The following is a 25,998-nucleotide window of genomic DNA, read 5'->3' as shown; positions in this document are numbered from 1 at the left end:
AAAGGACTGAAGAATGACAAGAATCGCCATTGTCGTCGGCAGCACGCGGCCGGGTCGGATCGGCCGGAATGTGGCGGACTGGGTTCACCAGATCGCCTCGAAGCGCACCGAGGCCGAATATGAGCTCGTCGACCTGGCCGACCAGGACCTGCCGCTCTACGACGAGGCGCTCCCCGCCGCCGTCGGGCAGTACGCCCAGGAGCACACCAAGCGGTGGGCCGAGGTCGTCCGCCGTTACGACGGCTACCTCGTGGTGACGCCGGAGTACAACCACGCTCCGCCGGCGGCCCTGAAGAACGCGTTCGACCTGGTTCACGCCGAGTGGAACAACAAGGCCATCGGCTTCGTCGGTTACGGCGCCGCGGGAGGGGCGCGCGCCGTCGAGCACCTGAAGCTGGTGGCGGTCGAGCTGAGCATCGCGCCGGTGTCCGCGCAGGTCGGGCTGCTGATCCCGGCGGACTTCCCGGCCTACCCCGAGTTCACGCCGCTGGAGCACCGCGAGTCCGAGCTGGAGCGTGTGCTCAACCAGCTCGAGTCCTGGACGAAGGCGCTGGCGGCCGTCCGCGGCTGACCCCCGACGCCGGAAGGCGCGGGCACCGTACCGGTGCCCGCGCCTTCCGTCTGTACGGGTGATCGCCGCGTCGTGTGCGGCTCGTCAGGTCAGGGGGCGTCCCCGCCGTCCGCCGCGGGACGCGGCAGGTCGAGTGCCATGCCGTACAGGCGCGACACCCGCAGCCTGATCACGAGGCGGCGGTCGAGGACCATCTGCCTGAGGAATGCGTCCTCGTCCTCGGCCCGCTCGTAGGGCGGCTGCAGCGCGAGCAGCTCGCGCCCGGCCTCGTCGCCGGGCACCTCGCTCACCGCCGACAGCTCGGCCTCGCCCTCGGCGACGACCCACGCCATGAAATCCGCGCTGCTCACGTACAGCGCGGCGCGTGGGTCGCGGCGCAGCAGCCGCACCTTCGCGCGGCCGGCGGTCGTGCTGATCCTCGCCACCCGTCCCACCGGGTCCCAGTCGTAGGCAACGGTGGACAGGTGCGGGAACCCGTCCGGCTTGTTGGCGGCCAGGGCCCCCATCTGACGGCCGGCCAGCAGACGGACGAGCTCGTCGTCGGACAGGGCCAGCGCCCCCGGCCCCTGTCCCGGCCCGTACGTCACCGGCTCACCGGCTTGTCCGCCGGGTTCTCCGGCGGGAACGGGATGACCTTGTGCGGGACGACGCGGACCACCACGCGCGAGACGTCGTCCACGTCGTGCACCTCGTCGAGATACTTCAGGGTCAGCTCGTCGGCCAGCTCCTTGCCGCCGCCTTCGAGCACCTCCGCCGTGCCGCGGATCTCGATCGAGGTGATCGGGTTCTCGATGTCGAACACGGACACGTTGACCCGGGGGTCGCGGGAGATGTTGCGCTCCGTCCGGCGCCCCGCGTGGGTCACGAACAGCAGCGAGTCGTCCTCGCCGCGTTTCACCAGAACAATCGAGGAATGCGGGCTCCCGTCCGCGTTCACGGTGGCCACCACGGGGAAATTCTTCCCGTCGATAAAGGCCCGTGTCTTCTCATCGAGTTTGTCAGCCATGCCGGAACGATAAGACGGGAACGGCCGCCGTATTCCCCTGAACACCCCCCTATTCCCCCGTTTCCCCCTTCACATACGCCTCGATGGCGTCGGCCGCGCGCCGGGCGCCGCCGGCGGCCCGCGTGTGGTCCCGCAGCTCCCGCATGCGCGCGCGGACGGACGCGTCCGACGCCAGCGTCTCCACCTCCGCGACGAGCCGGACGGCGTCCAGGCCGGACGGGCTGATCACCGTGCCCGCGCCGAGCTCGGCAACCCGGTCCGCGTACGGCAGGAAGTCCGGGGCCGGGGGGACGATGACGACCGGCGTCGCGGTGTGCCACGCCTCCATCAGCGACCCGGTGCCGCCGTGGGTGACGAACGCGTCCGCGTGCGCCAGGACGCCGACGTTGGAGATCCAGCGGTGGACCTCCGCGTTCGGGGCGAGCCCGGCGAGCCGCTCGAACGCCGCGTCGCCGAGACCGTCTCCGACCGACACCACGACGTGCCAGGGCCGCCCGGCGAACGCGCCGATCACCGTCTCGAAGAAGCGGGCGTCGGCGTTGCGCACGCTGCCCAGCGACACCAGCACCACCCGCCTGCCGGGCGCGGGCGGTTCCCACGCGCCGAGGAAGTCCCGACGTTCCGCGGCCGGCCCGACGAAGACGACCCGCTCCGGGTCGAAGGTCTCGTACGCGGGCTGGAGCAGCGGCGGCACGAAGACGATGGTGAACTCCTCCACCCGCCGGGTGGTCCACAGGAAGTCCCGCAGCCGGCCGGCGAGCCCGAACTCGCGGAGCGCCCGCTCGATCTCCTCCACCGGATCGGCCAGCCGGTGGCCGGGCGCGAGGCGTTCCATGTGGTCGAAGTAGTCGTAGTGCTCGTTGGACACCACGCTGGGCGAAAGCAGCACCGGCGGCAGCCCCCACGTGCTCGCGAGGATGCGGCCCGCCTGGAACGCCGCCTCGTCGTAGGCGACGGCGTCCGGCCGGTCGTCCCCGAAACGCTCTCGCGCGGCGCGCAGGATGGCCAGGTTCTCCTGGAAGAACGCGCGGGTCCCCGCCGCCGGGTCGTCCTCGGCCAGGCTGGCCAGCGGGTCGGGCGACCGGTAGGCGACCACTTCGGCGCCGAAGAGCCGCACCCGGTCGGCGAGCCGTTCCGCCACCACGTAGGTGACCCGGTGCCCGCGCCGAACCAGCTCGTCCACGACGGCGACCTTCGGCAGCACGTGCCCGTTCGAGGGGATGTCGAGAACCAGCAGGTGGAAGGCCATGGATTCCTCCGAACTGTGCGTAGGGCCCCGCCGGCCGCGGCCGGCGGGGCCCGGTGGGCGACGGTCCGGGGGGCGCCGCGTGGACTACGAGAGCCAGACGTCGAGCATGCTGGGGAGCCGGGCGTCGGCGTCCAGGGCGAACCCGTGGACGTTCTTGCCCAGCGCCACCACGGCGGTGTCCTCCACGAGCGGGACGGCCAGGCCCTCGGTGACGATGCGCTTCTGTATGTCGGCGACGAGCCCGGCGCGGGCCGCGGCGTCGGTGGTGACCGCCTGCCGCCGGAGCAGCGGCTGCAGGTCCTTGTCCTGGATGTTGAAGAAGTTCGGCGGCGCGTCGGTGAACGTGCCCTGCAGCCCGGTCCCCGCGTCGAGCCCGCCGGCGATGCCGGACAGGAACAGGTCCCATCGGTTGTGCGCCTGCAGCGCCTCCACCGACTGGGCCGCGCTCACCAGCTCAGGCCGCAGCTCGATGCCGATCTTCTTGAACTGGGCGGTGAGCAGCTCGATCAGCGGCCGGTCCCAGGGGTTGCCGCGGTCGAGCCAGCCGAGCTTCAAGGTCAGCGGGTGGCCGCCCTTGCTCCGGACGCCGCCGGGCCCGGCCGCCCAGCCGGCCCGGTCGAGAAGGGCGCCCGCGGCCGCCGCGTCGGGCTTGAGCAGCGCGGACACGTCGGCGTGGCCCAGCGCCTGGGAGGTGACGACGCTGGTCGGCACGCCCCAGTCGGGGGTGAGCAGCGTGTCGCGGATCTGTGTGGCGTCCACCGCCTTGACCAGCGCCTGCCGGACGTTCACATCGTCGAGCGGCGACCGGTCGGCGCCCACCACGACCAGGGCCTCGGTGTTGCGGGGCAGCTTGCGGGCGACGATCGGGAACCGCGCGGAGCGCAGGGAGACGATGTCCGACGGGTTGACCCCGCCGACCACCTGCACCTGGCCGGTCCGCAGCGCGCCGGTCCGCACGCTCGGCTCGCCGATCACCTTGTAGACCACCTTGTCCAGGTACGCGTCCCCGTCGTGCGCGCGGGTCTGGGGCCCCCACTGGTAGCCCTTGCGCTTGGTGAGCACGACCTGGCTGTTGCGCGCGTACGACTGGAGCACGAACGGGCCCGACCCGACCACCTTGTCGAAGCGGTCGTCGAACGGCAGGTCCAGGGTCGCGGGCGCGAGGATGCCGAACCCGCTGCTCGACAGCCACAGCGGCCAGTTCGGGTTGGGCCGGGAGAAGCGCTGCACGACGGTCTTGTCGTCGACGACCTTCGTCTCCTTGTAACCGCCCTGGTCCATGAGGGAGGTGGGGGTGGAGCCGGCCAGCTTCGCCTTGTTCGCGACGATGTCGTCGAAGTTGCGCTTGACGACCTCGGCGGTCAGCGGCGTGCCGTCGGAGAAGGTGACCCCACCGCGCAGGTGGAAGGTGAACTCCGTGGCGTCGGCGTTGACGTCGTAGGACTCCGCGAGCCACGGCACGGTCTTCTTGGTCTCCGGGTCGAGCGCGAGCAGCGAGTCGACGATCGGCCGCGAGACCTCCCGGACCAGCGGGCTCACCGCCCTGGGGAAGATGGTCGCCGGGTCGCCGCCGAGCGCGACGGTGAGCGTCCCGCCCGGCTTCGGGGACCCGGCGGCACCGGCCGCACCGGCGGCACCCGCGGCACCGGAGCCGTCCGCGGGCGACGCGCCGCCGCATCCGGTGAGCAGCACGGCCGCCGCGGCGACCGCGGCGATCCCGAGCTGACGCCTTCCAACCAACACTGTGAACGTCCTCCTCGATATCACGACCGGACCTCTCGGCGAGGGCCAGGAATGGCGGCCAGCAGTTCCCGCGTGTAGGCATGGCGGGCGTCCCCGAAGATCCGCTCGGTCGGGCCGCTCTCGACCAGGCGCCCCCTGCGCAGCACGCCGACCTCGTCGGCGATCTCCCGCACCACGGCCAGGTCGTGCGAGATGAACAGGTAGCTCACCCCCAGCTCGGACTGGAGCGCGGCGAGCAGATCGAGGATCTGAGCCTGGACCGACACGTCCAGCGCCGACACGGGCTCGTCGCACACGACGAGTTCGGGGTCGAGCACCAGCGCCCGCGCGATCGCCACGCGCTGCCGCTGTCCCCCGGACAGCTCCCCTGGCCTGCGGCGCAGCACCGACCGGGGCAGCGCCACCAGGTCGACCAGCTCCGCCGCGCGGGCGCGCCGCCGCTCGCGGGTGCCGAGTCCGAACGACGCGAGCGGATCGGCGACGATCTGCTCGACGGTCCGCCGCGGGTCCAGGGACACGTACGGGTTCTGCTGGACGATCTGCATCCGCCGCCGCAGCAGGCGCTGTTCGGCGCCCCGCGACGCGGTGATGTCGTCCTCGCCGAGGAACACGCGCCCCTCGGTCGGCTCGGCCAGCCGCAGGATCAGCCTGGCTATCGTCGACTTCCCCGACCCCGACTCGCCGACCAGCCCGAAGGTGCGGCCACGGGGGATCGCGAAGCTCACGCCGTCGACCGCCCGGATCATGCCGGGGCGCCCGGCGCCGGACGACCGGGGCAGCCGGAACTCCTTGACCAGCCCCTCGACGCGTACGGCGGGGCCGTCCGGCGCGCGAAAGGGCGTGCCGGCGCCCGGCCCCGCGGACAGGTCGCCGGGGGCGCCGACCGGAACCGCGGCCGGCTTCACCCGGCGCGGGCAGGCGGACCCGTCGATGCTCGGCGCGGCCTCGATGAGCGACCTGGTGTAGGGGTCGCGGGGTGCGGACAGCACCTGCGCGGGCGTGCCCTGCTCCACGACCCTGCCCGCGCGCATCACCAGGATCCGGTCGGCGCGCTCGGCCGCGACGCCCAGGTCATGAGTGATCAGCACCATGCTGGTGCCGGAGGCGCGGATCAGCTCGCCGATGTGGTCGAGGATGCGGCGCTGCACCGTGACGTCGAGCGCGCTCGTCGGTTCGTCGGCCACGATGAGCCGGGGCCGACCGGCGATGGCGATCGCGATGAGAGCCCGCTGCCGCATGCCTCCCGACAGCTGCGAGGGATACTGCCGCGCCCGGATCTCCGGTTCGGGGAGCCCCGCGTCGGCGAGGAGCCGTACGGCGCGTTCCGGCGCGGTGCGCCGGTCGGCCTCCCCCGCCAGCCGCAGGGCCTCGGCGACCTGCGTCCCGACGCGCTGCACCGGGTTGAGCGACGTGCCGGGGTCCTGCGGGATCAGCGCGATCTCCCGGCCGCGCAGGGCGCGCAGCCGCCGTTCGGGCAGCGCGGCCAGGTCCTGCCCGGCGAAGCCGATCCGCCCGCGCACCAGCTCGGCCGACGCCGGCAGCAGGCCGAGCAGCGCGAGCGCGGTGGTGGACTTGCCGGAGCCGGACTCGCCGACGATCGCGACCGTCTCGCCCTCCGCGACGGTGAAGCTCACCGACTCCACCGCGGGGACGGCCCCGCGCCGGGCGCGGTACCACACCGCGAGATCGTCGACCTCCAGCAGCGGGGTGCTCATAGCGGGCCCGTCCCTTCACGGCCGAAGGCGCGCGAGACCCGGTTGGCCGCCAGCACGGTCAGCGCCACCACCGTGCCCGGGAGGATCGACAGCCACCACGCACTGCCGAGGAAGTCGCGCCCGGACGAGACCAGCGAGCCCCACTCCGGTGTCGGCGGCTGGACGCCGAATCCCAGGAAACTCAGGGTGGTCACACCGAGTACCGCCTCGCCGAAGAGCAGCAGGGTCAGCGCCCACACCGGGCCCATCGAGTTCGGCAGCACGTGCCGCAGCAGGACGCGCACCCGGCGCGCCCCGCCCGTCCGCGCCGCCTCCACGTACTCGCTCTCCGACACCCGCAGCACCTCGGCGCGCATGACCCGGGCGGTGCTGGAGATCGCGGCCACACCGATGGCGACGGCGACGTCCAGCGTGTTCCCCTTGCCGAGCACCGAGACCAGCATCAGCGCCAGCAGCAGCCCGGGGATCGCCAGCAGCACGTCGACCAGGCGCATCACCAGCGTGTCGGCCGCGCCCCGCAGGAAGCCCGCCAGCAGGCCCAGCAGCGAGCCCGCGCCCAGGCCGATCACGGTCGCCAGCACCGCGGCGGGCAGGGTCCGGCCGGCCCCGTTCACCGTCTCGGCGAACAGGTCGCGCCCCAGCCGGTCGGTGCCGAACAGGTGGGAGGCGGACGGGGGCCGCAGCCGCAGTGCGGTGTCCACGGCGAGGGGGTCGCCCGGCGCGAACAGCGACGGCGCCACGGTGGCGGCGACCACGAGGCCCACCCAGACCAGGGAGAGCACCAGTCCGGGGCTGCGCAGCAGCAGCGCCGTCCGGGAGCGCGGCCTGGCCGGCGATCGCGGCACGCTCTCGCCGACCGGCACGGCGACGTCGGTGGTCGGCATCCGGCTCACTCCCCGCCCGCGAACAGCACCGAACGCCGTACGGAGTCCCGCTCGGCCGCGAGCCGCGGATCGAGCACCCGATAGAGCACGTCGACCGCGAGGTTGGCGGCGACGAATACGAACGCGCCCAGGAGCACCACGCCCTGGATGACGGGAAGGTCCTCGAAGGCCACCGCGGCCTGGGTGACCTGGCCGAGCCCGTTGCGCGAGAACACCACCTCGACCACGATCGCGCCGGTGAGCAGCCCGCCGACCAGCAGCCCGGCTACGGTCAGCGCGGGCAGTGCGGCGTTGCGCAGCACGTGGCGGAGGTTCACCCGCCACGGTCCCGCACCCTTGGCGCGTGCGACGTCCACGTAGCCCCGGCCCAGCTCGTCACTCATGCTCTTGGCCAGCACCTGCGCGATGAGGGCCGCGGGCTGGACGGAGAGGGTGAGCGCCGGCAACACGATGCCGCGCCACCCGTCCTCGCCGATGGCGGGGAACAGCGCCCAGGTGAAGGAGAACCACTGCAGCAGCAACAGCCCCACGACGAACGACGGGACCGCCACGCCGAGCGGCGGCGCGCTCAGCAGCGCCTGCCGGAGCCATCGCCGCCGGGTGACCGTGGCCAGCACCGCGAGCGCGGTGCCGAACACCGCCCCGAGGAGGAGTCCCGCGCCGGCGACCGCGACCGTCGGCGGGAGCGCCCCGCCGATCAGCGAGGAGACCTGCTCGCCGGACTGCACCGAGCGTCCGAGATCCCCGTGCAGCACCCCGGCCAGCCCGGTCAGGTAGCGCACGACGAGCGGCCGGTCGAGACCCAGCTCGTGCCGGAGCTCCTCCAGCTGCTCCGGTGTGACGCTGTTGGTCGCGCCCGCCATGACGGCGGCCGGGTCGCTCGGCAGCGCGTAGAGGACGGCGAACGAGAGGGTGTACGCCGCCCACAGCACGAAGACGCCTTGGAGCGCTCTGCCGAGCAGGTACCGCGCCATGGTTTCGGCAACCTCCTTCGCCGGTGTCGTTTCCGGCTTTCCCGATCGGTCCAACAGGTTGCCGTCAAAAACCCCGCGCCATCCCCCAGCGCCACCCCCTATGTCACCCCTGAACCCCCACCAGGGACAGCCGGCAGGCGAACGCGTGCGCGCCCGGCCCGGCCTGCGCCCGCGTCCCGTCGGGCAACACCACGTCGGCGGTCGCGCCGGGCGGGACGGTGACGTGGAGGGAGAACAGGTCGTCCTCGATGCGCCAGGCCGCCGTGATCCGGCCGTAGGGGCAGTCGTACCGCGCCTCGGCCCAGGTCAGTCCGCCGCCGGGCTGGGGCGCCACACGGAACCTCCGGTAGGCCGGGACGATCTTGTCGAGCTGGAGGCCGGCGACGTGGCCGTGCAGGAACTCCACCACGCTCGCCCGCGTGGGCATGTTCAGCGCCAGATTCGTGTAACCGCCGGCGGACATGCCGTTCCAGGTCTCCCAGAACGTGGTGCCGCCGTTGTCGATCACCGACATCCACGAGGGGGTGCCCCTGCGGAACAGCAGCTCGTAGGCGAGATCGAGGTGGCCGGTCGAGGCGAGGACCGGAAGCAGCAGATGCGTCGAGGGCAGGCCGGTGCCCGGCCGCGTCCCCACGGCGCGGATCAGCTCCGCCAGGCGGTCGGCGGTCCGCGCGCGCAGGCCCTCGGGCACCAGGCCGAAGGCCAGCGCCCGCACGTGTGTGGCCTGGGTGTCGCAGGTCAGGCTCCCGTCGGCCGCGATGAACTCGGCCTGCCACGCGGCCCGGACCCGCCCGGCCAGGCACCGGTAGCGTTCGGCGTCCTCTCTCCTGCCGAGGACCTCGGCGATCCGGGACAGCAGCCGGGCGGACCGGTAGAAGTGCGCCGTGGCGAAGACCCCGGGGTCGCGCGCCTTCATCGCCGCGACCACCGCGCCGGTGAAGTCGTCGAAGTCGTCCAGGCACGACAGGCGCCGGCTCCACACCAGGTTCAGCCGCTGGGACGGCCAAGGTTCGAGGTGCTCGCCGAAGTGATAGCCGGTGTCCCACAGGAACTCCTCGTGAGGCGCGGGCTCGGGCCGCGCCGCGCGCCGGGAGGGGTGGCGGTGCTCGCGCGCCACCGTGGTCACGTGGTCGACCCAGGCGGTCATCGACGCGTACTGCCGCGCCAGCACCCCCTCGTCGCCGTAGGCCCGCCAGATCTCCCAGGGCACGGTGACGGCCGCGTCACCCCAGCCGGCCTGCCCGTGGGGGATCGCCAGCGGCGCCGTCAGGCTGGCCGGGCCGAGCGGGTCGGGGGCGTAGTTGCGCACGGTGCCGTCCGGCCACTGGTCGGCGGCGAGATCCGCCAGCCACTTCACGCTCAGTCCGGACACGTCGTGCAGCAGCCGGGCGCCTCCGATGTTCCAGCCCCAGTCGGTCCACCCCGAGGTCTCCCTGGTCATCTCGGCCATGGGGATGTCGCAGGCCTGGTTGCGGTAGGTCCAGAAGGCGATCTCGTGCAGGCGGTTCAGCCGCTCGTCGCTGCAGCGGAACCAGCCCGTGCGGGGCAGGTCGGAGCTCACCACCACCGCGACGGCGTCCTCGTCCGTGACCTCGCCCGGATGCCCCTCGACGCGCACGTAGCGGAAACCGTGCCGGGTGTGCCGCGGTTCGAACACCTCGCCGCGCCGTCCCGAGGAGATCACGTGGTCGCCCTGGACGCCGCGCGGCGGGATGTACCAGCGCAGCGTCGCCTCGCCGCTCGCGGTGTCGACGTCGCCGTCCGGGCGCAGCGCCTCGGCATGGGTCAGCAGCAGCGAGGTGCCGCGCGGACCGAGGTTGGACAGGCGCACCCAGCCGCCGAGGTTCTGCCCGAAGTCGATCACCTGCCGGCCCGGCCCGAGACGGGTGACCGCCACCGGGCGCAGCTCCCGCAGCCGCCGCACCGGCGGGGCCGGTGAGGACACCAGCCGGGCCGGCACCCGCTCCCGCACGGCGACCGGCGACCACTCGCCCGCGGGGACGCCCACGTCGCTCCACCCGGCGAGGTCGTCGCGGAGGTCGGCCCCGACGCCATCGAAGAAGTCGGCCCCCTTGATCGCTCCGATCGCCGAGCGCCAGCCGGGACCCGTCCCGAACACCGTCGTGGTCCCGTCGGGGTGATCCGCGTGCACCTGGACCAGGAGCGCCGTACGGTCGCCGAAGCCGTCGGGCAGGCGGTGGTAGGACGTCCTGCCGCGGAACCAGCCGTCGCTGAGGATCGCGCCGAGCACGTTGTCTCCCGGGTGGAGCAGCGCGGTGACGTCGTACGCCTGGACCTGCAGGTGGCTGCGGTAGGCGGTGAACCCGGGGGTGAGCTCGGCGTCGCCCACCCGCCGGCCGTTCAGGAACAGCTCGTACAGCCCGTGGGCCGTGGCGTACACCCTGGCCCGTGACACCGCCTTGACCAGGGCGAACTCGCCGCGAAGGTGGAAGCCCGGCCGGAAGCCCGGCGGCGCCACCTCGTCCTCCGCCGGGCCGATCCAGTCCGCGACCCAGTCGTCCGGCGCGAGCAGCCCGGTCTCCCAGCCGGACGGCGCCGACCAGGGGCTGAGCCCGGCCTCGGTGCGGACCCGCACGGACCAGCGCACCTCCTCGCGCGACCCGAGCGGCGGCCCGCCGTAGGGCACGAACAGGCTGCGGTCCGACTCGACCCACCCGGTGTCCCATTCCCGGCCGCCGGCGTGGCCGCGGATCCGGTAGGCCCGCTGCCGCCCGGCGCCCTCCGGAAGCCACCAGCTGAGCCGGGGAGCCGGTGTCGTGATGCCCAGCGGCGCGACCAGATGTTCGACCCGCAATCGCGTCGGCGCGGACACTCGCCCTCCTCAGGAAAATAAAAACGGCCCGTTCACATTTGCACGGCACCGGGTGGTAACAGCAATGTTCCTTCTTCCGGGGCCGGGCGCCGCCGCGTACATTCGGCAGCGTGTTGAAATGCGCACCCACCATGCCGATTTCGCGATCGGCGATTATCGGAATACGGCGGAACGCATCGTGAAGTTTTTCGGCGTGGCTCCTATTCGCCATCTGGACTATCTGGGAGCCGACGAGCGGACCGCGACGCGGGCGAGCTTCGGCCTCACGGTGGCCACGGCGGTGCGGATGGAGGAGCTCGGCTTCGACGGCTTCGGTGTGGGCGAGCGCCACCACTGGCCGTTCCTGTCCAGCGCCCCGCCGGTCGTCCTGGCCCACGTCGCGGCGCTGACCACCAGGATCAGGCTGTTCACCGGCGTCACCCTGCTGTCGATGCTCGACCCGGTGCGCGTCGCCGAGGACTACGCCACCGTCGACCATCTGTCCGGCGGGAGGCTGGAGCTCATCGTGGGCAAGGGCGCCGGTCCGGGTGGCGAGCTGTTCGGGCTGACCCCCGCCGAGCAGCGCCGGGCCCTGGCCGACAACTTCCGGCTCCTGCACGAGCTGTGGACCACGGAGGAGGTGTCGTGGCCGGCCGTGCGCCGCCCGGCCCTCCGCCGTGCCCGCACGCTGCCCCGGCCGCTCGGCGGGCGGCCGAGGATCTGGCACGGCAGCTCATCGTCGGCGGAGTCGGTCGCGCTCGCCGCCGAGTACGGCGACCCCGTGGTGTTCTCCAACGCCGGCGCCTCCAGTGAGAGCGTGCGTCCCCTCGTCGAGCGCTATCGGGAGGAGTGGGCACGGTACGGCCGGCCCGCCGACCGGCTGTTCACCGGCGCGGGCACCCCGGGCTTCCTCGTGGCGAAGACCTCCCAGGCCGCGCTCGCCGCCTACCGTCCCGTCTTCGAGCGGCACGCCGCGATGCTGGCCGGCATCGGCGGGAGACCGTCGCACGCCACCGTCGAGGAGTTCGTCGCGCACTCCCCCGCCCTCGTCGGCAGCCCGCAGCAGATCATCGACAAGGTGCATCGCCAGCACGAGATCTTCGGCCACTCGCTCGCGGTGTTCAGCGTCGACCCGGACGGCCTGTCCGAGGAGAGCCACTGGGAGTCGCTCGGACTGTTCGCCACCGAGGTGGCGCCGACCCTGCGTACCGCGCTGCCCGACCCGCCCGGCTGACCCGGGCGGGGAGGCCTCGGCTTGTTCACGCGCCGGTCGCGTGCAAGGCTGGCGTTCTCAGTGGGGAAGGGAGCGCGATGTCAGCAGGATCTCGACTGCCCGGCGACGTGGAGCCCGGCGCGTGCGCGGCGTTCCGCGACGCCCTCGACCGGGTCGGAAGCAAATGGGGAATCGCGATCATCGCGGCCGCGAGCAGCGGGCCCATCCGGTTCGCCGAGCTCCACCGGACGATCCCCGGCATCAGCCGCCGCATGCTGACCCTCACGCTGCGCACCTTGGAACGTGACGGCCTGCTCGTCCGCACCGTCTATCCCACCGTTCCTCCGCAGGTCGAGTACACGGCGACCGCTCTGGCCAGGGAACTGTTCACCTCCACGCGTGCCCTGTCGGACTGGGCGGAGAACAACCACGAGAAGCTCACGGCCGCACGGGCCGCCTACGACAGGAACGCCGACACCCGTCAGTAGCAGGCGGCCGCCGGCCGCGCCGATCAGCCGCGGTGACCGCGTCACCATCGGTGCGGGTGGCGCCGGCGAGCGTGCTGCCCGTGTGGTCGCCGAAGCCGGCGCCCGCATGATCGCCTGCATGCGCGTGCGTACGCCCATCTCCTTGTACAGCGACTGCAAATGCCGAAACATCGCGCGTTCCGAGTAGCCGGCCCGGCTCGCGAGCTGGGCCACCGTTGTGCCGTCCGCCAGTTGCTTCAGCCAAGACAGCTGTTCGGGGGTGAGAAACCGCGAGGTGGTGCCGCTCGGATACGTCGCGGTGGCGAGAGCGGCGGCGACAGCGGCCGGCATCACGGCCTGTCCTTCGATCGTCGCCTCGACCGTGCGCCGGAGCGCATTGCACGAACGCCCAGCGGCGCGGACTCCTCGTCGATCACGGCGATCAAACCATGCGTCATCGACGCACCCTGCAACTGTTCGAGAAGAAGCTCCCAGTCCCTCTCGGACTGCGTCATCAGCAGCACCACCGCCTGCTGCCCACGGCGTAGCCAAGACAGCACGTCTGCCGGGGTGTCGACGGCGTCACCAGCCGCAGACAAGACGGATACAACCCTCGGCTCCACGGACCATGCGGTTACCGGACGGCCGAGGCGGCGTTCCAGCGAGGCGGTCCAGCCGGCCAGCTCCTCAGGCCCGAACACGTTGTCCAAGCTGAGCATGGGCACGGTGTGCGGGACATCACCCACGACTCCGGCGACCTTGCCCGTCGGCGAGGCCTCCAGCACTTGATCGGGGTGGGCCTTCTCGTAGGCCGCGATGCCACGGACGAGCCTGTCGTAGGCGTCATCGTCCAGGGGGGAGGTGCCGTCACCGTAGTAGGCCGCGGCGGCGTCGGCCGCCAGCTGGACCGCCTCGGCGTAGGCGGTCTCGTCGGGGATCGCGTCGATCGGGGGCGCTTCAGTCATGCGGCCATCGTGCCGGGGGTCCGACAAAGACGTCCGACGCCTCTGCCTCGCATCCCACGACCAGTCCGCGCGCGCCGCGTCCCACCCGCCATCAGCGCCCAGAAGCCCCCCATGAGGCCGCTCTGCACGAAGACATTCGTGCTCGTTTGAAGGACAAGCAGAGCGGGCCCCAGCGTGTCACTTTCCTGAAGCAGGAGAAGGCGACGGTGAAGACGCAAACGCCGGGCTCCCGATTCCATCGGGGGGTTCCCGGCGTCACTTCCGCACCCCAGAGAGCGCGACGCAGAGAGTGTCCGCATACTGCCTTTCGGCTGTCAAGCAAGCCGCCCTGCGACACGCGCTGGCGCAGCGCCTTCCCTCCTAACCGGCCCCACCCGCGTACGGCGCCTTCATCGGCAGGCCGCGATCAGCCCGACCGCACTGCGCTTCGACACAGAGACTCGGCCGCTTCACGAGTCGGCCGAATCCGGGTCAGTACCCCGCACAACCGGCTCGCCCCCGTCCCGCGCCGGGGACGAGAATGCCAGCATGAGCACCGCCCGGGACAACGGCTCCGAGAGTTCGGAAGCCGGCATCACGCCCACGGCCGTCGACATCGTTCAGCGTTACGTCGTCTGGGATCGCGACGAGCCCCGCTCCCTCAAGCTTCTCGGCGGGAAGCTCCCCACGCTCAGTGATCGGTTCAAGGCCGCCCTCGCCGGCGACGCGCGTCACATCAGCGACGAGGACCTCAACGAACTCCTGCGCCGCGACTGGCGGCCCCGCCTTACTCCGGCATAGCTGATCGGCTTGGACCGCCGGGTTCACTTCCGCCAGACCCTTGGCGAGCTTCTTATCAACAGCGAGGTCTGCTACGCAGGCCAGGGCTACTGCTTCGCCCTCGCCAACTTCGGGCGATCCCACGACGCCGAGATCCTTATCAGCTACCTCGACCGCTACCTGCCCAGAACCGAGTGCTACTACGACCAGCACTGGGCCATCGGCGCGCTCCTTCACCTGGACGACCGCCTCGGCACCCACCACGCCGACCGATTCCTCACCACCGGCCTGTGGCAGGCCTCCGCGTTCTCCCGCCTGGACCCCGCCGTCTACCACCAGGCGATCAGCGACCTCTGCGACACCGCCCGCGCTCTCGGCAACACTGCCGGCTATGGCAGGCCCGGTTCCAGGAACTCCGAGGCGTGACCGCCGCTTCACCGGCCATCTTCGCAGGGTTCCGGACCAGGGCAATTGCCGGAGTCCGCTCAAGGTGGTGATTACAAGGCTCGGAACCATCGATCGAGGGCTGCGAAGTCTTCGTCGGTGAGTCCCCGGTATGACTCCACGCGGTGGGGGAGAGCCTGACCGCCATGGTGAGTGGAGACCCACTCCCTGTCGGCGTCGGTGATCTCATCGTCGACCCAGGCGAACGGGCGTCCGCCCGCCCAGTTCACCAGGGTCCGGGTCTTCCAGCAGAGCCCGAACCATTGGTCCTCACGTTTGTGCTGGTCGGCCGGCTCCGGCCAGCTCACAACGGGCAACCGCGCAGCCCGATTCGGGGTGCTATCTCGGCGTTCGCCTCCTCTTCCCAGGTCGTCGCCCAGACGAGTTCGCAGGGCAGCACTGCCAGCCGACTTCCCACCTCGAAGCTGAGCCGCGCCAAGCGCGAGTCCGGTGTCAGACCCCTCGGTGCGCGTTGCGGGTCCTCACCGAACGGGAGAAGCGGCCCGTCGACGTCGAGGAAGAGCAGTGGGTGTTGGATACGACCGGTCACGCTGTGCTGACCTCGTGACGTTCGACAAGGGCGGCGCGTTCGAAGTGGGCTCCGGCGCGCAGGAGAGCCACCAGACGAGGCGCGTTCAACCGAGCGCCAGCGCTGTTGGGCATTGAACGTCATCAAGCCAGCAGTATTGACCACGGTGCTCATGCGTGTGCCCTCCCAGCCGACGCGCCAACATCGACCCACTCAGTGCCCCTCGAATCGATTACTCGGGACGGTACGCCACCCCAATTCGATCCACCGGTTCTGCGCATTGGTCCGGACAACCATCCAGAAACTGGGCCGAACTGCGGGTCAGTGTCATACAAACGATATTCCTCACCGACCAGAGACAGCTCGACCGGAATGCCGAGCCGCTCGACCGTTTTGATCAGGTACTTGCCGCGCCCAGGATGCCTGGCTCCCGGTTGCCAGAAGATCGGTGCCGACCAGGAGGCGACCAGCTCGGCCTCCGGGACCTGTGAGCGGTGTGACCTCACTGACCCGGGCGAGCTCGCGCGGCGGCAGGCCGGCCAGCACAGTGATGGCCGAACGGTCGCCGAAACGGCGGGCCTTGGCCCTGTCCTCCTCCGTGGTCAGCGCGTCCAGGTCCGACAGTGAACGTGTCACCGTCACCGACGCCATGCCCTTGGCCGGGTTCAGCCGCGTCAGGACATTGGCGTATTCGACCAGGCCGGGTGCGCCGCGCAGCACCCGCCACAGCTCGTCCATCACACCCAGCCAGGAGCGGCGCGGGCCAGGCCGAGCTCGCTCATCACGGCGCAGGCGTCGACGCTGGCGAAGGAGTACGCCCAGGTGGACAGCATCGCCGCGGCGAGCAGCTTGTCGCCGGCCACGCCGATCCGGGAGATGTCGATGGCGACCGCCGGCGCGGTCGGATCGAATGGACGGGTGGCCGGCCCGTCGAACACCCGTGCCAGCGACCCCGTACACAGCAGATCGCCCCGTCGATCGGGTCAGACGAACGCCTGCCGCCAAGGGACCAGTAATGACGTGCACCGATCTTGCTTAGCTCCGGCCGTGGGCCTTTCCCCGGGGGTATGAGGCGCACATCCCGGCAGAACCGGACAAGCGACGGCGAACGCCCGTCACTGAAGAAGAAGGTGCTACCAAGTTGTACCGCTACGCTGCACGGAATTCGCGCCACGCCGTGCTCCTGACGACCCGGCGGCTGGCCCTGACCACGCTTGTGATCACGGCGGCAGGGATTTCCGCCGCGCAGCCGTCGAACGCCCGCGTCGCTGCCCACCACGCGGTGCTCGAAGCACATCACCACCCCCGCCCCGGCGGAGGCGGAGGTCAGGTGATCAGAGGGGGACGAGCCGGCGGGGGCCAGGGCCGATCCGGCATGGGTAGGTTCAACCAGAGCGTCACCGGCACTGTCGCTCCCACCTTCGTCCAGGGAGCGTCCCAGCAGGCATTCACCAACGAGGGTTCGTTCGACGTGCAGAACGGCGTCTGCTGGAGGCAACCAACCATCTGCACCGTCGGACAGAACCTGCCGGTCCGCTATAGGTCATGACGGGGCGAACTCCTGCCGCTCCCGCTTACGAGCGATCCGGCGAGCGGTGGCGATGCGTTGCCGAATCATCTCGGCCCACAGGTGTTCGCCGTTCCGGTAGCCGCTCCCGGCGAAGCGCCACTGACCGACCGTCACCGCCTCCCTCTCGTCAGTGGCAGGCAGGCCCGCCGTTCCCGCGCCCGCTTGGCCTGGTGATCGGCCCGCACCTGTCGCAGAGCCCGCATGCTTTCGAGTTCGCCGTACGCGATCTCATGCCGCGCGTCGGCACGAACGCCAGGCACATCGGCCGCCGGGGATACATGGCGGCCGACGTCGCCCTCGACGCGCACGGCCACCGCATCGTCGTGCAGTGCACGCACACCACGACCGGTGGCAAGGTCGGAGCAGGCGTCGTCTACCAGGTGAACGGGGCCGGGGGACCCGCTCATGGCGCCGACGTCGCCGTGATCGCCACCAACGGTTCCTTCACACGGGGGCCTCGGGAGAACGCCGCCGAGTTCCGGATCCACCTCATCAGCCGGCAGGACCTCGCCCGCTGGGCCGCAGACAGTGAGTCTCTCCAGCGTCTGTCGAGGATGACCACCCCGCTGCGGCGACGGCAGCGCCTGCGCCACACCTCATTCACCTGCCACCGCAGCCCGTCACTTCTGGAAACAGATTCGCAGGAGGTCACGTGAGCACGAACGACGGCGACTCCACGAGTCGGAGGATGACGCCCGAGGACGCCCGGCGCATCCAGCGGAGCGCCGACAAGAACCCGCACCGCAAGAGCGCCACGAGCGGGTTCAAGCAGAGGGCGCAGTCGGCGGCCGACAAGTCCAAGGGGAACTCGAAGCGCGCAAAGTAGCCCTCCGCCGGCCTGCGACGATCGGGTGGCGAGCAGGGCGGAGCGCAAATGGGCAGGGGCAAGGGGCGCGTGCGAAGTCGGCAGCCTACGTGGCCTCTGGTCACGCCACCGACCCACTGGTTCAGGCGCTTTCCCGGCCCCGTCAGCGTGCCAGAATGCGCTGGTCCTGCTCAGCCTCGTCTCCCTGCCACAGCTCAGCTTCCCGCTGGGCATAGGGCAACCACTGTGGGTATTCCGGGTCGTCCGGGCGGACCTCGCGCGTACCGTCGATCTTGGTGCCGTCAGGAAGGGAGGTCGCGGTCGGCACGCGGAGAACACCGCCGGGCACATCATGACTCGGCTTTCGTGTGCTTGCTGGTGCGCTCCCCGATGACGCGGTGCGCGAACAACGCTCCAGAGAGGACAATTACGGCGAACGTCCCGTACAACCACTGTGCGGAATGACCGATCTCGGTCGCGTCTCCGCCGATTCCAGTCAGGTTGGTGACCGTTCCGGCCAGAGCTGCGCCCAGCGACGTGGCCACCAGTTGGACGGTCGTAATGGACGAGGCGGCGGTGTTCTTCTCCTGTGGGGTCTCACCGACGATCATGGCGGCCGCGCTCATGTGCGGCCACGCGATGCCCACTCCGCTGCCCGCGACGAACAGCAGCACCGCCCAAAGGAGGACCGTCACGAGCGAGGCCGACGGCCACGACATCAGAGCCATGCCGGTCAGTCCGACGGCGCTGACCATCGGTGCGATACCGACAACGAGTCGCGCCTTCTCCGTCCACACCGCGCTGGCCATCGAGCCGACCGTCCAGCCCGCCGCGATCGCCGCCCCCAGGAAGCCCGCGGCCAGTGGCGCTGCGCCGCCCAACTCCTGGCCGTAGAACGGCACGAAGATCTCGGTTGCGCTGGCGATGACCAAAACCGTGAGCGTCGCGTACAGCGGTCGCAGCGGCGAGCCGGGCGTGAAGGCCGTCGGGGGCAGCAGCCGCCGGGGCCGGGTCCGCTCGCGGTGGATGGACAGCCCGAGCAGCAGCGCAGCGGCAACGAGTCCGCCGAAGTTGACCAGAGCCTGGCGGGACAGGCTCGTCGCGCTCACTGCCAGCACTGCGGCGGCGACAAGGGTGAGGTTCGCGTACGCCACTGGTGCGGTTTCGTTGTCGGCCCGGGTGCCCGGCATCGTCGAGCGAAGCAGCAGGGCCACCGCGATGGCGAAGGGCACGAGGAGCAGGAAGGCGATCCGCCACTGTCCCCACTGGGCGAAGGCGCCGCCGAGTGCGGGGCCGACGAGCGTGCCGACGCCCCACATCGCGGACAGGATCCCTGCCGCACGAGTCCACAGTGGAGTGGGCAGGGTCGCGCTGATCATCGCGTAGGACAGGCCGACCAGCAGCCCGCCGCCGACACCTTGCACGGTACGGCCGACGAGCAGCACGGCCATGTTGGGAGCCACCGCGCACGCGAGAGTGCCGACGGCGAACGCGGCCAACGCAAGCCGGTAGGAGTTACGTGGACCAAGCGAGGCCAGGCACTTCGGCACCAGCGCGGACATCACTACGGACGCGAACATGAACAACGTCGTGTTCCACGCGTAGAAGCGAAGACCGCCGACGTCTGCCACGACCGACGGCAGCATCGCGGTGACCAGGTAGATGTTGATCGCATGCAGAGCGGTGCCCCCTGCGAGCACGGTCGTCACGGCCAGGTGCGGTGGTTTCAGCAGCATCGTCCAACTGCCGGACTCGCGGGCGACGGGGGAATCCGCTTCTTCTCGAATCTGGGTCATCAGCCGATTGCACATCCTCGGAGGGAGTTTCGTTACTTTACGGATCGTATCGTAAATACGTCATGGATCATTGTGACTGGAGTCACGATTACTCGCCCGTATGCTTTCCGGTATGGCATCGCACGCGCCAGAGCGCCCTACCGGTCGGCCCAGGGATCCGGCGATCGACCAGGCCGTCCTCGAGGCGACCCTCGAGGTGTTGCGGGGAAGCGGTTATTCGGGCTTCAGTCTGGAAGCGGTCGCCACCAGGGCGGGCACGACCAAGCCGTCCATACTGCGACGCTGGCCGAAGCGGCAGCAGCTGATCATCTGCGCGCTGGTCACCGTGCTGGTCACGCCGCCGGTACCGGACACCGGCTGCACCCGGTGCGATCTCATCGTCAGTCTCGAGTCGCTGGCCGACGCACTGCTGCGGCGGGTACCCCAAGGCGTGCTTGCCCCCTTGCTGGCCGACTGCTCAGCCGATCCCGGGCTTCTGCAGCACCTGACCTCGACTCTCATCCAGCCTGCCCGCCAGGCGGTGGCCACCACGGTGGCGCGCGCGATCGACCGCGGGCATCTGCGACCCGGCCTCGAGGCCGACCTCGTTGTCGACATGCTGGCGTCCGTGGTGTTCCAGGGCAACATGTTCGGCGAGTCCCGGTTCCCCGTCGAACATGTTGCCTACGTCGTCGACGTACTTCTGCAAGGCGCCGCGGTCGACTTCGACGAACTCGTCGCGATCAGTCGCGCGACGCCAAGGGCGCACCGGCACCGCGACGACACCTGACGAACCGCACTGCCCGCGACACCTGGAGCGCCGGGGCGCACCGGACGCCCGCCCGGCTCACCCGGTTACTGGGTACCGGGCGACTTCGTTCCCGCACGATCGAGGGCCCGCCAGTGAGCGCGGCCGCCGAAGCGTACAAGCGGATGGAGGACGGGCGACCGCACGGCGGCGAGTGGTCCTCAGTCCTCAGTGGCCCGTGAAGCACCTGGCTGCGGCCGCCGCGGGTCATTTCTTGATCGGCGCCTGCAGGCTCCAGACGCGCCCGTCGGGGTCACGTACCTTCATCTCCTGCGTTCCGTAGTGGGTCTCTTCGAACGGCGTGATCACTTCGACGGACCCCTCGGCGTTGAACGCGTCCGCGTCCGGCACGCGCAGCACGACCTGGACCTCGGGCTTCTGGTTCTCTGGAATTTCGGCGAGCAGGAGGTACGGACCGTCGCCGTTGCGGAGCATCCCGGAGCCGTCCTCGGTCGCGAACTCGACGTTGTAGCCCAACGCCTGCAAGAACTTGGCCGCCTTTCCCCAGTTGTGGGTCTCGAGGTAAACGCCTTCGATGCCCTCGGTGGTCATGTCAGCCTTCCTTTCGAAGTTCCTTGTCGTGGACGCCGAGATACGCGCGCAACGCCTCGGCCACCAGGGCTGAGAGCGACAGCTCGTTCTCGATGGCATGGTGCTTGACCTGCCGGATGAGGTCCACCGGCAGGTAGACGTTGAATTGCTTGACTTCCGCGTCGCCCATGCTAGCAGGCTAGCATGCTAGCATCCCTGCCTCAGCCGGCTGAAGGTTCGAAGAGCTGCGCATCAAGAAAGAGGCCGAACGATGAAACGCCAATGGTGGACGCTGATGGTGGTGTGCGCCGCGACGTTCATGTTGCTGCTCGATGTCACGATCGTCGCGGTCGCGCTACCCGACATTCAGCACTCCCTGCACGCGAGCTTCAGCAGCCTGCAATGGACGACCGACGCTTACGCGTTGAGCCTGGCGGCACTCCTGCTCGCCTCAGGCTCCCTGGCCGACCAGTACGGCAGGCGACTGCTGTTCATCATCGGACTGGCGATCTTCACCGCGGGATCACTGCTGTGCGGCATCGCCCAGGAACAGGTGATGCTGATCCTCTCCCGTGCGGTTCAGGGAGTCGGCGGCGCGATGCTCTTCGCCACCTCCCTGGCGCTGCTCGCCGGCACGTTCCAGGGCAAACAGCGCGGCGTGGCCTTCGGCGTCTGGGGTTCCGTCGCGGGCGTCGCCACCGCGCTCGGCCCGGTGCTCGGCGGCTTGATCACCAGCGGGATCAACTGGCGCGGCATCTTCCTGGTCAACCTGCCGATCGGCATCGCCGCGATCATCATCACGCTTCGGCTGGTGGACGAGTCCCGTCCGCCGCGCGCCTCCCGGATCGACTGGCTGGGCGTCGTGACGCTCACCGCCGGACTGTTCAGCCTGGTGTACGCCTTGATCAGGGCGAGCGACATGGGATGGGGCGGGCGGGGCGTACTGCTCTGTACCGGCCTCGCGGTGCTGTTCCTCGCGGCGTTCGCGGTGGTCGAGTCGCGAGTGCCAGAGCCGATGTTCGACCTCTCGCTGCTACGCACCCCGACGTTCGTCGGCGGCTCGATCGCAGCATTCGCGATGAACGCCTCGTTGTTCGCGATGTTCATCTATCTCGTGCTGTACCTGCAGAACGGTCTCGGTCACAGCGCGATGGGCACCGGTGCCCGGCTGCTGGTCAGCTCCGGCTGCACGCTCGTCGCCGCCATGGCGGCAGGCCGGTTGCTGAACCGGGTACCGACCCGGTGGCTGATCGGCCCCGGACTGGTCGTGGTGGGCATCGGCCTGTTGCTCATGAGAGGCGTAACCGCCGATTCAGACTGGACTCACCTCATCCTGGGATTCATCGTCACCGGCATCGGTGCCGGAATGGTCAACCCACCGCTGGCGTCGACCGCGATAGGGGTCGTGCCGGTATACCGGGCCGGAATGGCCTCCGGTGTGAACCAGACCTTCCGCCAGGTCGGCATCGCCGTCGGCATCGCCCTGTACGGCTCGATCTTCACAGCATCACTGCGCGAGGCGCTATGGCAGCGGCTCGCGAGCATCCCCGCTCTCCAAAGACAGGCCGACCAGATCGCGGACGCCATCCGCAAGGGCGCCCCCGGGCAGGCGGTCGCCGCCGCCCCGCAGGAGCTCCGCAGCCAGGTGAACAACGCGGTCCACGCTAGTTTCGCAACGTCATTGAACGACTTGCTGGCCGCCGGCGGCATCTTGGCACTCATAGGCGGCGTCTTGGCCTTCGCCCTCATCCGCAGCAAAGACTTCGAAGCGGTCCAGGCCCCCGGCCAACCAGTCCAACCCCCACCGCAGAGAATCCAGGCACCGTAATCGCCGTGACTCCCCACAGTCGCGGTGGCGTTGAAGCCAAAGGTAGGGGCAGGCCCGACGTGCCCGCCCCTACCCGGCCTCAACCGGGGCCGACGCACGATATGCACGGCGGGTACCACCCTCCAGCTTCACTATCGGCCCAGCTGCGCCATCAGCCAGATCACCCCCAGAGCGCCACGACTGTCAACGACGCTCGAATTTTGGCTTTGGCACTAATTCTGTGATCTTCTCCGCGCTCGGCTGCCGGTGTTGCTGATCATGCTGGGTGACGATCTCGGAGCTGCTCTCGGTTCTCTTCCCTCACCTGTCCGGCCTGCAGATAGACGGGGTGTGCCGGTCGGGCAGGTCGGTACGGATCCGGGCCAGGACCGGCTCCGCGCAGGCGGCGTGCTCGCGGTGCGGGATGGTTTCCCCGCGCGTGCACAGCAGCTATGAGCGGCGGGTGTGCGACAGCGCGGTCGGCGGCCAGGAGACGGTGATCCACCTGCGGGTACGGCGGTTTCGGTGCGGCAACGACGACTGCGCCGCGACGACTTTCGCCGAGCAGGTGCCCGGGCTGACCGTCCGCTACGGCCGCTACAGCATCCCGCTCCGCACACTGCTGCAGACGATCGCCCTGGCCCTGGGCGGCCGGGCCGGTGCCCGGCTCACCTGCCGCCTGGCCGCCGCGGTGAACCGGATGACGCTGATCCGGCTGATCCGATCCCTGCCCGACCCCGCACCCGACGGCGGGCCCCAAGTGCTGGGCGTGGACGACTTCGCCCTGCGCCGCGGCCGCACCTACGGGACGATTCTGATTGACATCACCGCCAGCCGGCCGGTCGACGTGCTGCCCGAACGCTCAGCCGACGCCCTGGCCGTCTGGCTGCGCGAGCGTCCCGGCGTGGAGATCATCTGCCGGGACAGGGCCAGCTGCTACGCCGATGGCGCCGCCCGTGATGCCCCCCAGGCGATCCAGGTCGCCGACCGGTGGCATATGTGGCGCAACCTGGGAGACGCCGTCGAGCGCACCGTCACCAAGCACCGCGCGCACTTACGTGACCTGGCGGCCGTCACCCCGCCGGACGAGGCACCCGCACCAGCACCGGTCACCGTCCCGCCTGCAGGCGAGCCCACTCGCTCCGAGCCGCGGTCCGGACGCCTGGCCGAGCGGACCCGCCACCGGCACGTCCTCATCCACCAGTTACTCGCGCAAGGCCGCGACCTGCGCGCGATCGCCCGTGAGCTGAAGCTGGCCCGCAACACCGTCCGGCGCTTCGCCCGCGCCAACAGCCCAGAGGAGTTGCTCGTGCACAACGGCACCGGCAAACGCCCCAAGATGATCGAGGAGTACGCCGGCTACCTGCGGTAGCGCTGGGAGCAGGGCCACACCAACGCCGAGCAGCTCTACCAGGAGATCACGACCATGGGCTACCGCGGCAAGGCCACCATGGTGCGCCAGCTCGTGCGGCCATGGAGGTCCCAGGCCACCATCGCCCTGCCGCCGCCATCACCGCCCACCGTCCGCCAGGCCGCCGGCTGGTTCCTCCGCCACCCCGACACCCTCGAGGTCGACGAGCACCAGCATCTGCAGATCTTGACCGCGGCCTGTCCAGCCCTGGCCGCGCTCCGCGAGCACGTCCGCGCCTTCGCCCGCATGATGGTCCGGCTCACCGGTGACGGCCTGGAGCAGTGGATGAAGCGAGTTCAGGCCGATGACCTGCCGGAACTGCACTCCTTCGTCGCTGGTCTACGCCGCGATTTCGACGCCGCCAAAGCCGGTCTGACCCTGCCTCACAGCTCGGGGAAGGTCGAAGGCCACGTCAACCGCGTCAAGATGCTCAAGCGGCAGATGTATGGCCGAGCCAACCCCGACCTCCTACGCAAACGCGTCCTCCTCGCCGACTGAGGCGGGTCAACGCACGAAATCAGTGCCAGAGCCGATAGTGACCCCCAGCGGTTCCGGGAACTTTGACCCCCCGGGGGTTGGCTCAGTCGCGGTTGGCGCGGTTCTCCTTGGTTAGCAGCTCGCGGCGTTGGCGGGTGCGGTAGGAGTCGCCGGTGAGGGTGAGGACCTCGGCGTGGTGAACGAGCCGGTCGATCATCGCCGAGGCGACGACATCGTCGGAGAAGGTCTCACCCCACTGGCCGAAGGGCAGGTTCGAGGTGACCATGATCGAGCTCTTCCTACAGCGCGAAGCTGCGGCATGGAGTTCCAAATTTCAAGCTGGTTCTGCATGCCAGAGAGCCTCACGTCGACGGCAATCTGCACATCAGCGGTTGCAATCAGCAACCGAGGGTGGGCTCCACGCTGCTCCACCCCGCACTGCTATGAAGGATGTCGAGACGGAGTGAACCATCCCTGGGCCATCTTCCTGCGGGCATACCTGGGTGTTCGGATTCAACGTGCGCGAACAGCCCCAACGCGTGGAGCCTCAGCCGTCGAGTGGGTCATCATCACGGCCATCATCGCCGGCTTGGCCACGTTGATCAAGACAGTGGTGGAACAGAAGCAGGGCGAGATTCAAAACACCCTTGGGGGCGGCAACTCGGGCAGCTGACCGGCTACCGCCCATTTCCCACGACGGTCGCGCCGCCCCCCAGTTGGTTCGAGTCAGCGGCCGCCCGGCCATACCGCCGCTCTACAGGCACCCCATCTGACGCGCTTGTCCGCACCGATCTACCCCTGGCACAGCTTGAAGACCTTGACCGATCCGAACAGGGAACTGTCGGTAGCGCAACCGCCCTGCGGCGCCCGCACCTCGGCCACCAGCGCAACTGAGGCCTTAGCTCGCGATGAGTCTCTATTTCCGGACAGTCGTTGCAGACCATATGCAAGTAGTCATGAGTATGCGAGCACTCGCAAGAACATGTCGACACCAGGCATGTCGGCTGAAGGGTCTGCGACGAGACCCGCGAATAGGTTTCGTCGCAGACGGCAGGGTTTCCTCGTGCGGGCAGGGGTCGACGCCCCCGCCCGTCGAGTCACAGTGGGCGATAGGGCATGGGCGTGGGCTCGCCCTTGATGGATTTGATGAGGAGCTGGGCGACGTCCACGACCTCCAGCGACTCCTTGGCCTGACCGGCGTTCTTCTTCTCGTTGATCGCGTCGCCGAGCATCACGAGGCAGAACGGGCAGGCGGTGGAGACGGTATCGGGATCGGTGGTCAGCGCCTCGTCCACGCGCTCGGTGTTGATGCGCTTTCCGATCCGCTCCTCCATCCACATGCGCGCGCCGCCGGCGCCGCAGCAGAATCCGCGTTCCTTGCAGCGGTGCATCTCCTGGGCCTGGACGCCCGGCACCTTGGCCATGATGTCGCGCGGCTGGGCGTACACCTTGTTGTGCCGCCCGAGGAAGCACGGGTCGTGGT

At 70.1% G+C, this 25,998-nt stretch carries 29 protein-coding genes and 1 pseudogene; 12 read left to right on the top strand and 18 right to left on the bottom strand.

From position 1 onward, the window contains the following. The first annotated feature begins 13 nt into the window (after nt 1-13). Nucleotides 14-571 (top strand): NADPH-dependent FMN reductase, encoded by a 558-nt coding sequence (locus QSK36_RS42150; RefSeq protein WP_183541627.1) that lies wholly within the window; start codon nt 14-16, stop codon nt 569-571. An 89-nt stretch (nt 572-660) separates the two neighbouring features. Here the strand turns inward: QSK36_RS42150 and QSK36_RS42145 are convergent, their stop codons facing one another. From QSK36_RS42145 to QSK36_RS42110, 8 genes are all read right to left on the bottom strand, one after another. Continuing rightward, nucleotides 661-1,158: a PPOX class F420-dependent oxidoreductase gene (locus QSK36_RS42145; RefSeq protein ID WP_285786317.1), complete on the bottom strand. Its 498-nt coding sequence runs from the start codon at nt 1,156-1,158 to the stop codon at nt 661-663. Further along, entirely contained in the window at nt 1,155-1,577 is a 423-nt protein-coding gene (locus QSK36_RS42140; protein ID WP_183541624.1) for a PPOX class F420-dependent oxidoreductase, read from the bottom strand. Before QSK36_RS42140 ends, QSK36_RS42145 begins: the two co-directional genes overlap by 4 nt. Nucleotides 1,578-1,626: 49 nt before the next feature. Further along, complete coding sequence (locus QSK36_RS42135) at nt 1,627-2,826, bottom strand: macrolide family glycosyltransferase (protein ID WP_285786316.1); 1,200 nt, start codon at nt 2,824-2,826, stop codon at nt 1,627-1,629. Nucleotides 2,827-2,910: 84 nt separating this feature from the next. Continuing rightward, nucleotides 2,911-4,569 carry an ABC transporter substrate-binding protein gene (locus QSK36_RS42130; protein ID WP_285786315.1) on the bottom strand — a complete coding sequence of 553 codons (1,659 nt, stop codon included), beginning with the start codon at nt 4,567-4,569 and terminating at the stop codon, nt 2,911-2,913. A 20-nt stretch (nt 4,570-4,589) separates the two neighbouring features. Further along, a complete protein-coding gene (locus QSK36_RS42125) occupies nt 4,590-6,284 on the bottom strand; it encodes a dipeptide ABC transporter ATP-binding protein (protein WP_285786314.1) in 1,695 nt (564 codons plus the stop codon). Further along, nucleotides 6,281-7,168, bottom strand: a complete 888-nt coding sequence (locus QSK36_RS42120; RefSeq protein ID WP_285786313.1) for an ABC transporter permease — start codon at nt 7,166-7,168, stop codon at nt 6,281-6,283. Before QSK36_RS42120 ends, QSK36_RS42125 begins: the two co-directional genes overlap by 4 nt. Before the next feature lie 5 nt (nt 7,169-7,173). Then, entirely contained in the window at nt 7,174-8,142 is a 969-nt protein-coding gene (locus QSK36_RS42115) for an ABC transporter permease (RefSeq protein WP_285786312.1), read from the bottom strand. Nucleotides 8,143-8,245: 103 nt separating this feature from the next. Next, nucleotides 8,246-10,975 carry a family 78 glycoside hydrolase catalytic domain gene (locus QSK36_RS42110; protein ID WP_285786311.1) on the bottom strand — a complete coding sequence of 910 codons (2,730 nt, stop codon included), beginning with the start codon at nt 10,973-10,975 and terminating at the stop codon, nt 8,246-8,248. Nucleotides 10,976-11,153: 178 nt separating this feature from the next. Between QSK36_RS42110 and QSK36_RS42105 the strand changes: the two genes are divergently transcribed. Both QSK36_RS42105 and QSK36_RS42100 read left to right on the top strand, forming a co-directional pair. Continuing rightward, nucleotides 11,154-12,188 carry an LLM class flavin-dependent oxidoreductase gene (locus tag QSK36_RS42105; protein WP_285786310.1) on the top strand — a complete coding sequence of 345 codons (1,035 nt, stop codon included), beginning with the start codon at nt 11,154-11,156 and terminating at the stop codon, nt 12,186-12,188. A gap of 77 nt (nt 12,189-12,265) precedes the next feature. Further along, nucleotides 12,266-12,655, top strand: coding sequence for a winged helix-turn-helix transcriptional regulator (locus QSK36_RS42100; RefSeq protein WP_183541609.1), 390 nt, complete (start codon nt 12,266-12,268; stop codon nt 12,653-12,655). A gap of 329 nt (nt 12,656-12,984) precedes the next feature. Here QSK36_RS42100 and QSK36_RS42095 read toward each other — a convergent pair whose 3' ends face one another. Beyond that, nucleotides 12,985-13,599: a DNA ligase LigA-related protein gene (locus tag QSK36_RS42095; protein ID WP_285786309.1), complete on the bottom strand. Its 615-nt coding sequence runs from the start codon at nt 13,597-13,599 to the stop codon at nt 12,985-12,987. A gap of 528 nt (nt 13,600-14,127) precedes the next feature. Here QSK36_RS42095 and QSK36_RS42090 point away from each other — a divergent pair. Beyond that, nucleotides 14,128-14,784, top strand: a pseudogene (locus QSK36_RS42090) (DUF6000 family protein). Between the two features lie 892 nt (nt 14,785-15,676). Here QSK36_RS42090 and QSK36_RS42085 read toward each other — a convergent pair. Both QSK36_RS42085 and QSK36_RS42080 read right to left on the bottom strand, forming a co-directional pair. Then, a complete protein-coding gene (locus QSK36_RS42085) occupies nt 15,677-16,069 on the bottom strand; it encodes a hypothetical protein (protein WP_285786308.1) in 393 nt (130 codons plus the stop codon). Beyond that, nucleotides 16,069-16,269, bottom strand: a complete 201-nt coding sequence (locus QSK36_RS42080) for a hypothetical protein (protein WP_225898609.1) — start codon at nt 16,267-16,269, stop codon at nt 16,069-16,071. The genes QSK36_RS42085 and QSK36_RS42080 overlap by 1 nt, the downstream gene beginning before the upstream one ends. A 437-nt stretch (nt 16,270-16,706) precedes the next feature. Here QSK36_RS42080 and QSK36_RS42075 point away from each other — a divergent pair, with 437 nt between their 5' ends. Beyond that, nucleotides 16,707-16,880 carry a hypothetical protein gene (locus tag QSK36_RS42075; protein WP_285782945.1) on the top strand — a complete coding sequence of 58 codons (174 nt, stop codon included), beginning with the start codon at nt 16,707-16,709 and terminating at the stop codon, nt 16,878-16,880. Here QSK36_RS42075 and QSK36_RS42070 read toward each other — a convergent pair. Then, on the bottom strand, nt 16,875-17,015 hold the full coding sequence (locus tag QSK36_RS42070) for a hypothetical protein (RefSeq protein WP_285786307.1): 141 nt from the start codon (nt 17,013-17,015) through the stop codon (nt 16,875-16,877). The two genes, QSK36_RS42075 and QSK36_RS42070, sit on opposite strands and share 6 nt — an antisense overlap. 56 nt (nt 17,016-17,071) lie before the next feature. On the opposite strand from QSK36_RS42070, the gene QSK36_RS42065 reads away from it, so the two are divergent. Together QSK36_RS42065 and QSK36_RS42060 are read left to right on the top strand one after the other, a co-directional pair. After that, on the top strand, nt 17,072-17,557 hold the full coding sequence (locus QSK36_RS42065) for a restriction endonuclease (RefSeq protein WP_285786306.1): 486 nt from the start codon (nt 17,072-17,074) through the stop codon (nt 17,555-17,557). Then, nucleotides 17,554-17,727 (top strand): hypothetical protein, encoded by a 174-nt coding sequence (locus QSK36_RS42060; protein WP_183541597.1) that lies wholly within the window; start codon nt 17,554-17,556, stop codon nt 17,725-17,727. The genes QSK36_RS42065 and QSK36_RS42060 overlap by 4 nt, the downstream gene beginning before the upstream one ends. 142 nt (nt 17,728-17,869) lie before the next feature. Here QSK36_RS42060 and QSK36_RS42055 read toward each other — a convergent pair whose 3' ends face one another. Further along, nucleotides 17,870-18,034, bottom strand: a complete 165-nt coding sequence (locus QSK36_RS42055) for a hypothetical protein (RefSeq protein WP_183541595.1) — start codon at nt 18,032-18,034, stop codon at nt 17,870-17,872. Nucleotides 18,035-18,056: 22 nt separating this feature from the next. Further along, on the bottom strand, nt 18,057-19,502 hold the full coding sequence (locus QSK36_RS42050; protein ID WP_285786305.1) for an MFS transporter: 1,446 nt from the start codon (nt 19,500-19,502) through the stop codon (nt 18,057-18,059). 112 nt (nt 19,503-19,614) lie between these two features. Here QSK36_RS42050 and QSK36_RS42045 point away from each other — a divergent pair, with 112 nt between their 5' ends. Beyond that, nucleotides 19,615-20,271: a TetR/AcrR family transcriptional regulator gene (locus QSK36_RS42045; RefSeq protein ID WP_285786304.1), complete on the top strand. Its 657-nt coding sequence runs from the start codon at nt 19,615-19,617 to the stop codon at nt 20,269-20,271. A 225-nt stretch (nt 20,272-20,496) separates the two neighbouring features. Here the strand turns inward: QSK36_RS42045 and QSK36_RS42040 are convergent, their stop codons facing one another. Both QSK36_RS42040 and QSK36_RS42035 read right to left on the bottom strand, forming a co-directional pair. Then, nucleotides 20,497-20,841, bottom strand: a complete 345-nt coding sequence (locus QSK36_RS42040) for a VOC family protein (protein ID WP_285786303.1) — start codon at nt 20,839-20,841, stop codon at nt 20,497-20,499. Nucleotide 20,842: 1 nt separating this feature from the next. Further along, nucleotides 20,843-21,010, bottom strand: a complete 168-nt coding sequence (locus tag QSK36_RS42035) for a ribbon-helix-helix domain-containing protein (protein ID WP_183541587.1) — start codon at nt 21,008-21,010, stop codon at nt 20,843-20,845. Between the two features lie 81 nt (nt 21,011-21,091). Here QSK36_RS42035 and QSK36_RS42030 point away from each other — a divergent pair, with 81 nt between their 5' ends. The 3 genes from QSK36_RS42030 (at nt 21,092) to QSK36_RS42020 (ending at nt 24,536) form a co-directional block, all read left to right on the top strand. Then, a complete protein-coding gene (locus QSK36_RS42030; protein ID WP_183541585.1) occupies nt 21,092-22,648 on the top strand; it encodes an MFS transporter in 1,557 nt (518 codons plus the stop codon). Between the two features lie 265 nt (nt 22,649-22,913). Next, a complete protein-coding gene (locus QSK36_RS42025) occupies nt 22,914-23,999 on the top strand; it encodes an ISL3 family transposase (RefSeq protein ID WP_352241890.1) in 1,086 nt (361 codons plus the stop codon). A 54-nt stretch (nt 24,000-24,053) separates the two neighbouring features. Continuing rightward, on the top strand, nt 24,054-24,536 hold the full coding sequence (locus QSK36_RS42020) for a transposase (protein WP_221264253.1): 483 nt from the start codon (nt 24,054-24,056) through the stop codon (nt 24,534-24,536). Between the two features lie 82 nt (nt 24,537-24,618). On the opposite strand, the gene QSK36_RS42015 is transcribed toward QSK36_RS42020, so the two are convergent. Continuing rightward, nucleotides 24,619-24,846 (bottom strand): ATP-binding protein, encoded by a 228-nt coding sequence (locus tag QSK36_RS42015; protein ID WP_285786302.1) that lies wholly within the window; start codon nt 24,844-24,846, stop codon nt 24,619-24,621. A gap of 132 nt (nt 24,847-24,978) precedes the next feature. Between QSK36_RS42015 and QSK36_RS42010 the strand changes: the two genes are divergently transcribed. Continuing rightward, nucleotides 24,979-25,188: a hypothetical protein gene (locus tag QSK36_RS42010; RefSeq protein WP_285786301.1), complete on the top strand. Its 210-nt coding sequence runs from the start codon at nt 24,979-24,981 to the stop codon at nt 25,186-25,188. Nucleotides 25,189-25,612: 424 nt separating this feature from the next. Here the strand turns inward: QSK36_RS42010 and QSK36_RS42005 are convergent. Next, on the bottom strand, nt 25,613-25,998 hold a 386-nt coding region (locus QSK36_RS42005; protein WP_285786300.1), incomplete at its 5' end, for a (Fe-S)-binding protein.

The organism is Microbispora sp. NBRC 16548 (assembly GCF_030268985.1).
GTDB lineage: Bacteria > Actinomycetota > Actinomycetes > Streptosporangiales > Streptosporangiaceae > Microbispora > Microbispora catharanthi.
This window is presented reverse-complemented; position numbering and strand designations above follow the sequence as displayed.

What these genes read in the sequence shown, in the direction of transcription:
- QSK36_RS42150 (WP_183541627.1), top strand. Translation starts at nt 14, where the DNA reads ATGACAAGAATCGCCATTGTCGTCGGCAGCACGCGGCCGGGTCGGATC.
- QSK36_RS42140 (WP_183541624.1), bottom strand. Translation starts at nt 1,577, where the DNA reads ATGGCTGACAAACTCGATGAGAAGACACGGGCCTTTATCGACGGGAAG.
- QSK36_RS42135 (WP_285786316.1), bottom strand. Translation starts at nt 2,826, where the DNA reads ATGGCCTTCCACCTGCTGGTTCTCGACATCCCCTCGAACGGGCACGTG.
- QSK36_RS42125 (WP_285786314.1), bottom strand. Translation starts at nt 6,284, where the DNA reads ATGAGCACCCCGCTGCTGGAGGTCGACGATCTCGCGGTGTGGTACCGC.
- QSK36_RS42120 (WP_285786313.1), bottom strand. Translation starts at nt 7,168, where the DNA reads ATGCCGACCACCGACGTCGCCGTGCCGGTCGGCGAGAGCGTGCCGCGA.
- QSK36_RS42115 (WP_285786312.1), bottom strand. Translation starts at nt 8,142, where the DNA reads ATGGCGCGGTACCTGCTCGGCAGAGCGCTCCAAGGCGTCTTCGTGCTG.
- QSK36_RS42100 (WP_183541609.1), top strand. Translation starts at nt 12,266, where the DNA reads ATGTCAGCAGGATCTCGACTGCCCGGCGACGTGGAGCCCGGCGCGTGC.
- QSK36_RS42095 (WP_285786309.1), bottom strand. Translation starts at nt 13,599, where the DNA reads ATGACTGAAGCGCCCCCGATCGACGCGATCCCCGACGAGACCGCCTAC.
- QSK36_RS42085 (WP_285786308.1), bottom strand. Translation starts at nt 16,069, where the DNA reads ATGGACGAGCTGTGGCGGGTGCTGCGCGGCGCACCCGGCCTGGTCGAA.
- QSK36_RS42075 (WP_285782945.1), top strand. Translation starts at nt 16,707, where the DNA reads ATGGGTAGGTTCAACCAGAGCGTCACCGGCACTGTCGCTCCCACCTTC.
- QSK36_RS42050 (WP_285786305.1), bottom strand. Translation starts at nt 19,502, where the DNA reads ATGACCCAGATTCGAGAAGAAGCGGATTCCCCCGTCGCCCGCGAGTCC.
- QSK36_RS42045 (WP_285786304.1), top strand. Translation starts at nt 19,615, where the DNA reads ATGGCATCGCACGCGCCAGAGCGCCCTACCGGTCGGCCCAGGGATCCG.
- QSK36_RS42040 (WP_285786303.1), bottom strand. Translation starts at nt 20,841, where the DNA reads ATGACCACCGAGGGCATCGAAGGCGTTTACCTCGAGACCCACAACTGG.
- QSK36_RS42035 (WP_183541587.1), bottom strand. Translation starts at nt 21,010, where the DNA reads ATGGGCGACGCGGAAGTCAAGCAATTCAACGTCTACCTGCCGGTGGAC.
- QSK36_RS42030 (WP_183541585.1), top strand. Translation starts at nt 21,092, where the DNA reads ATGAAACGCCAATGGTGGACGCTGATGGTGGTGTGCGCCGCGACGTTC.
- QSK36_RS42020 (WP_221264253.1), top strand. Translation starts at nt 24,054, where the DNA reads ATGGGCTACCGCGGCAAGGCCACCATGGTGCGCCAGCTCGTGCGGCCA.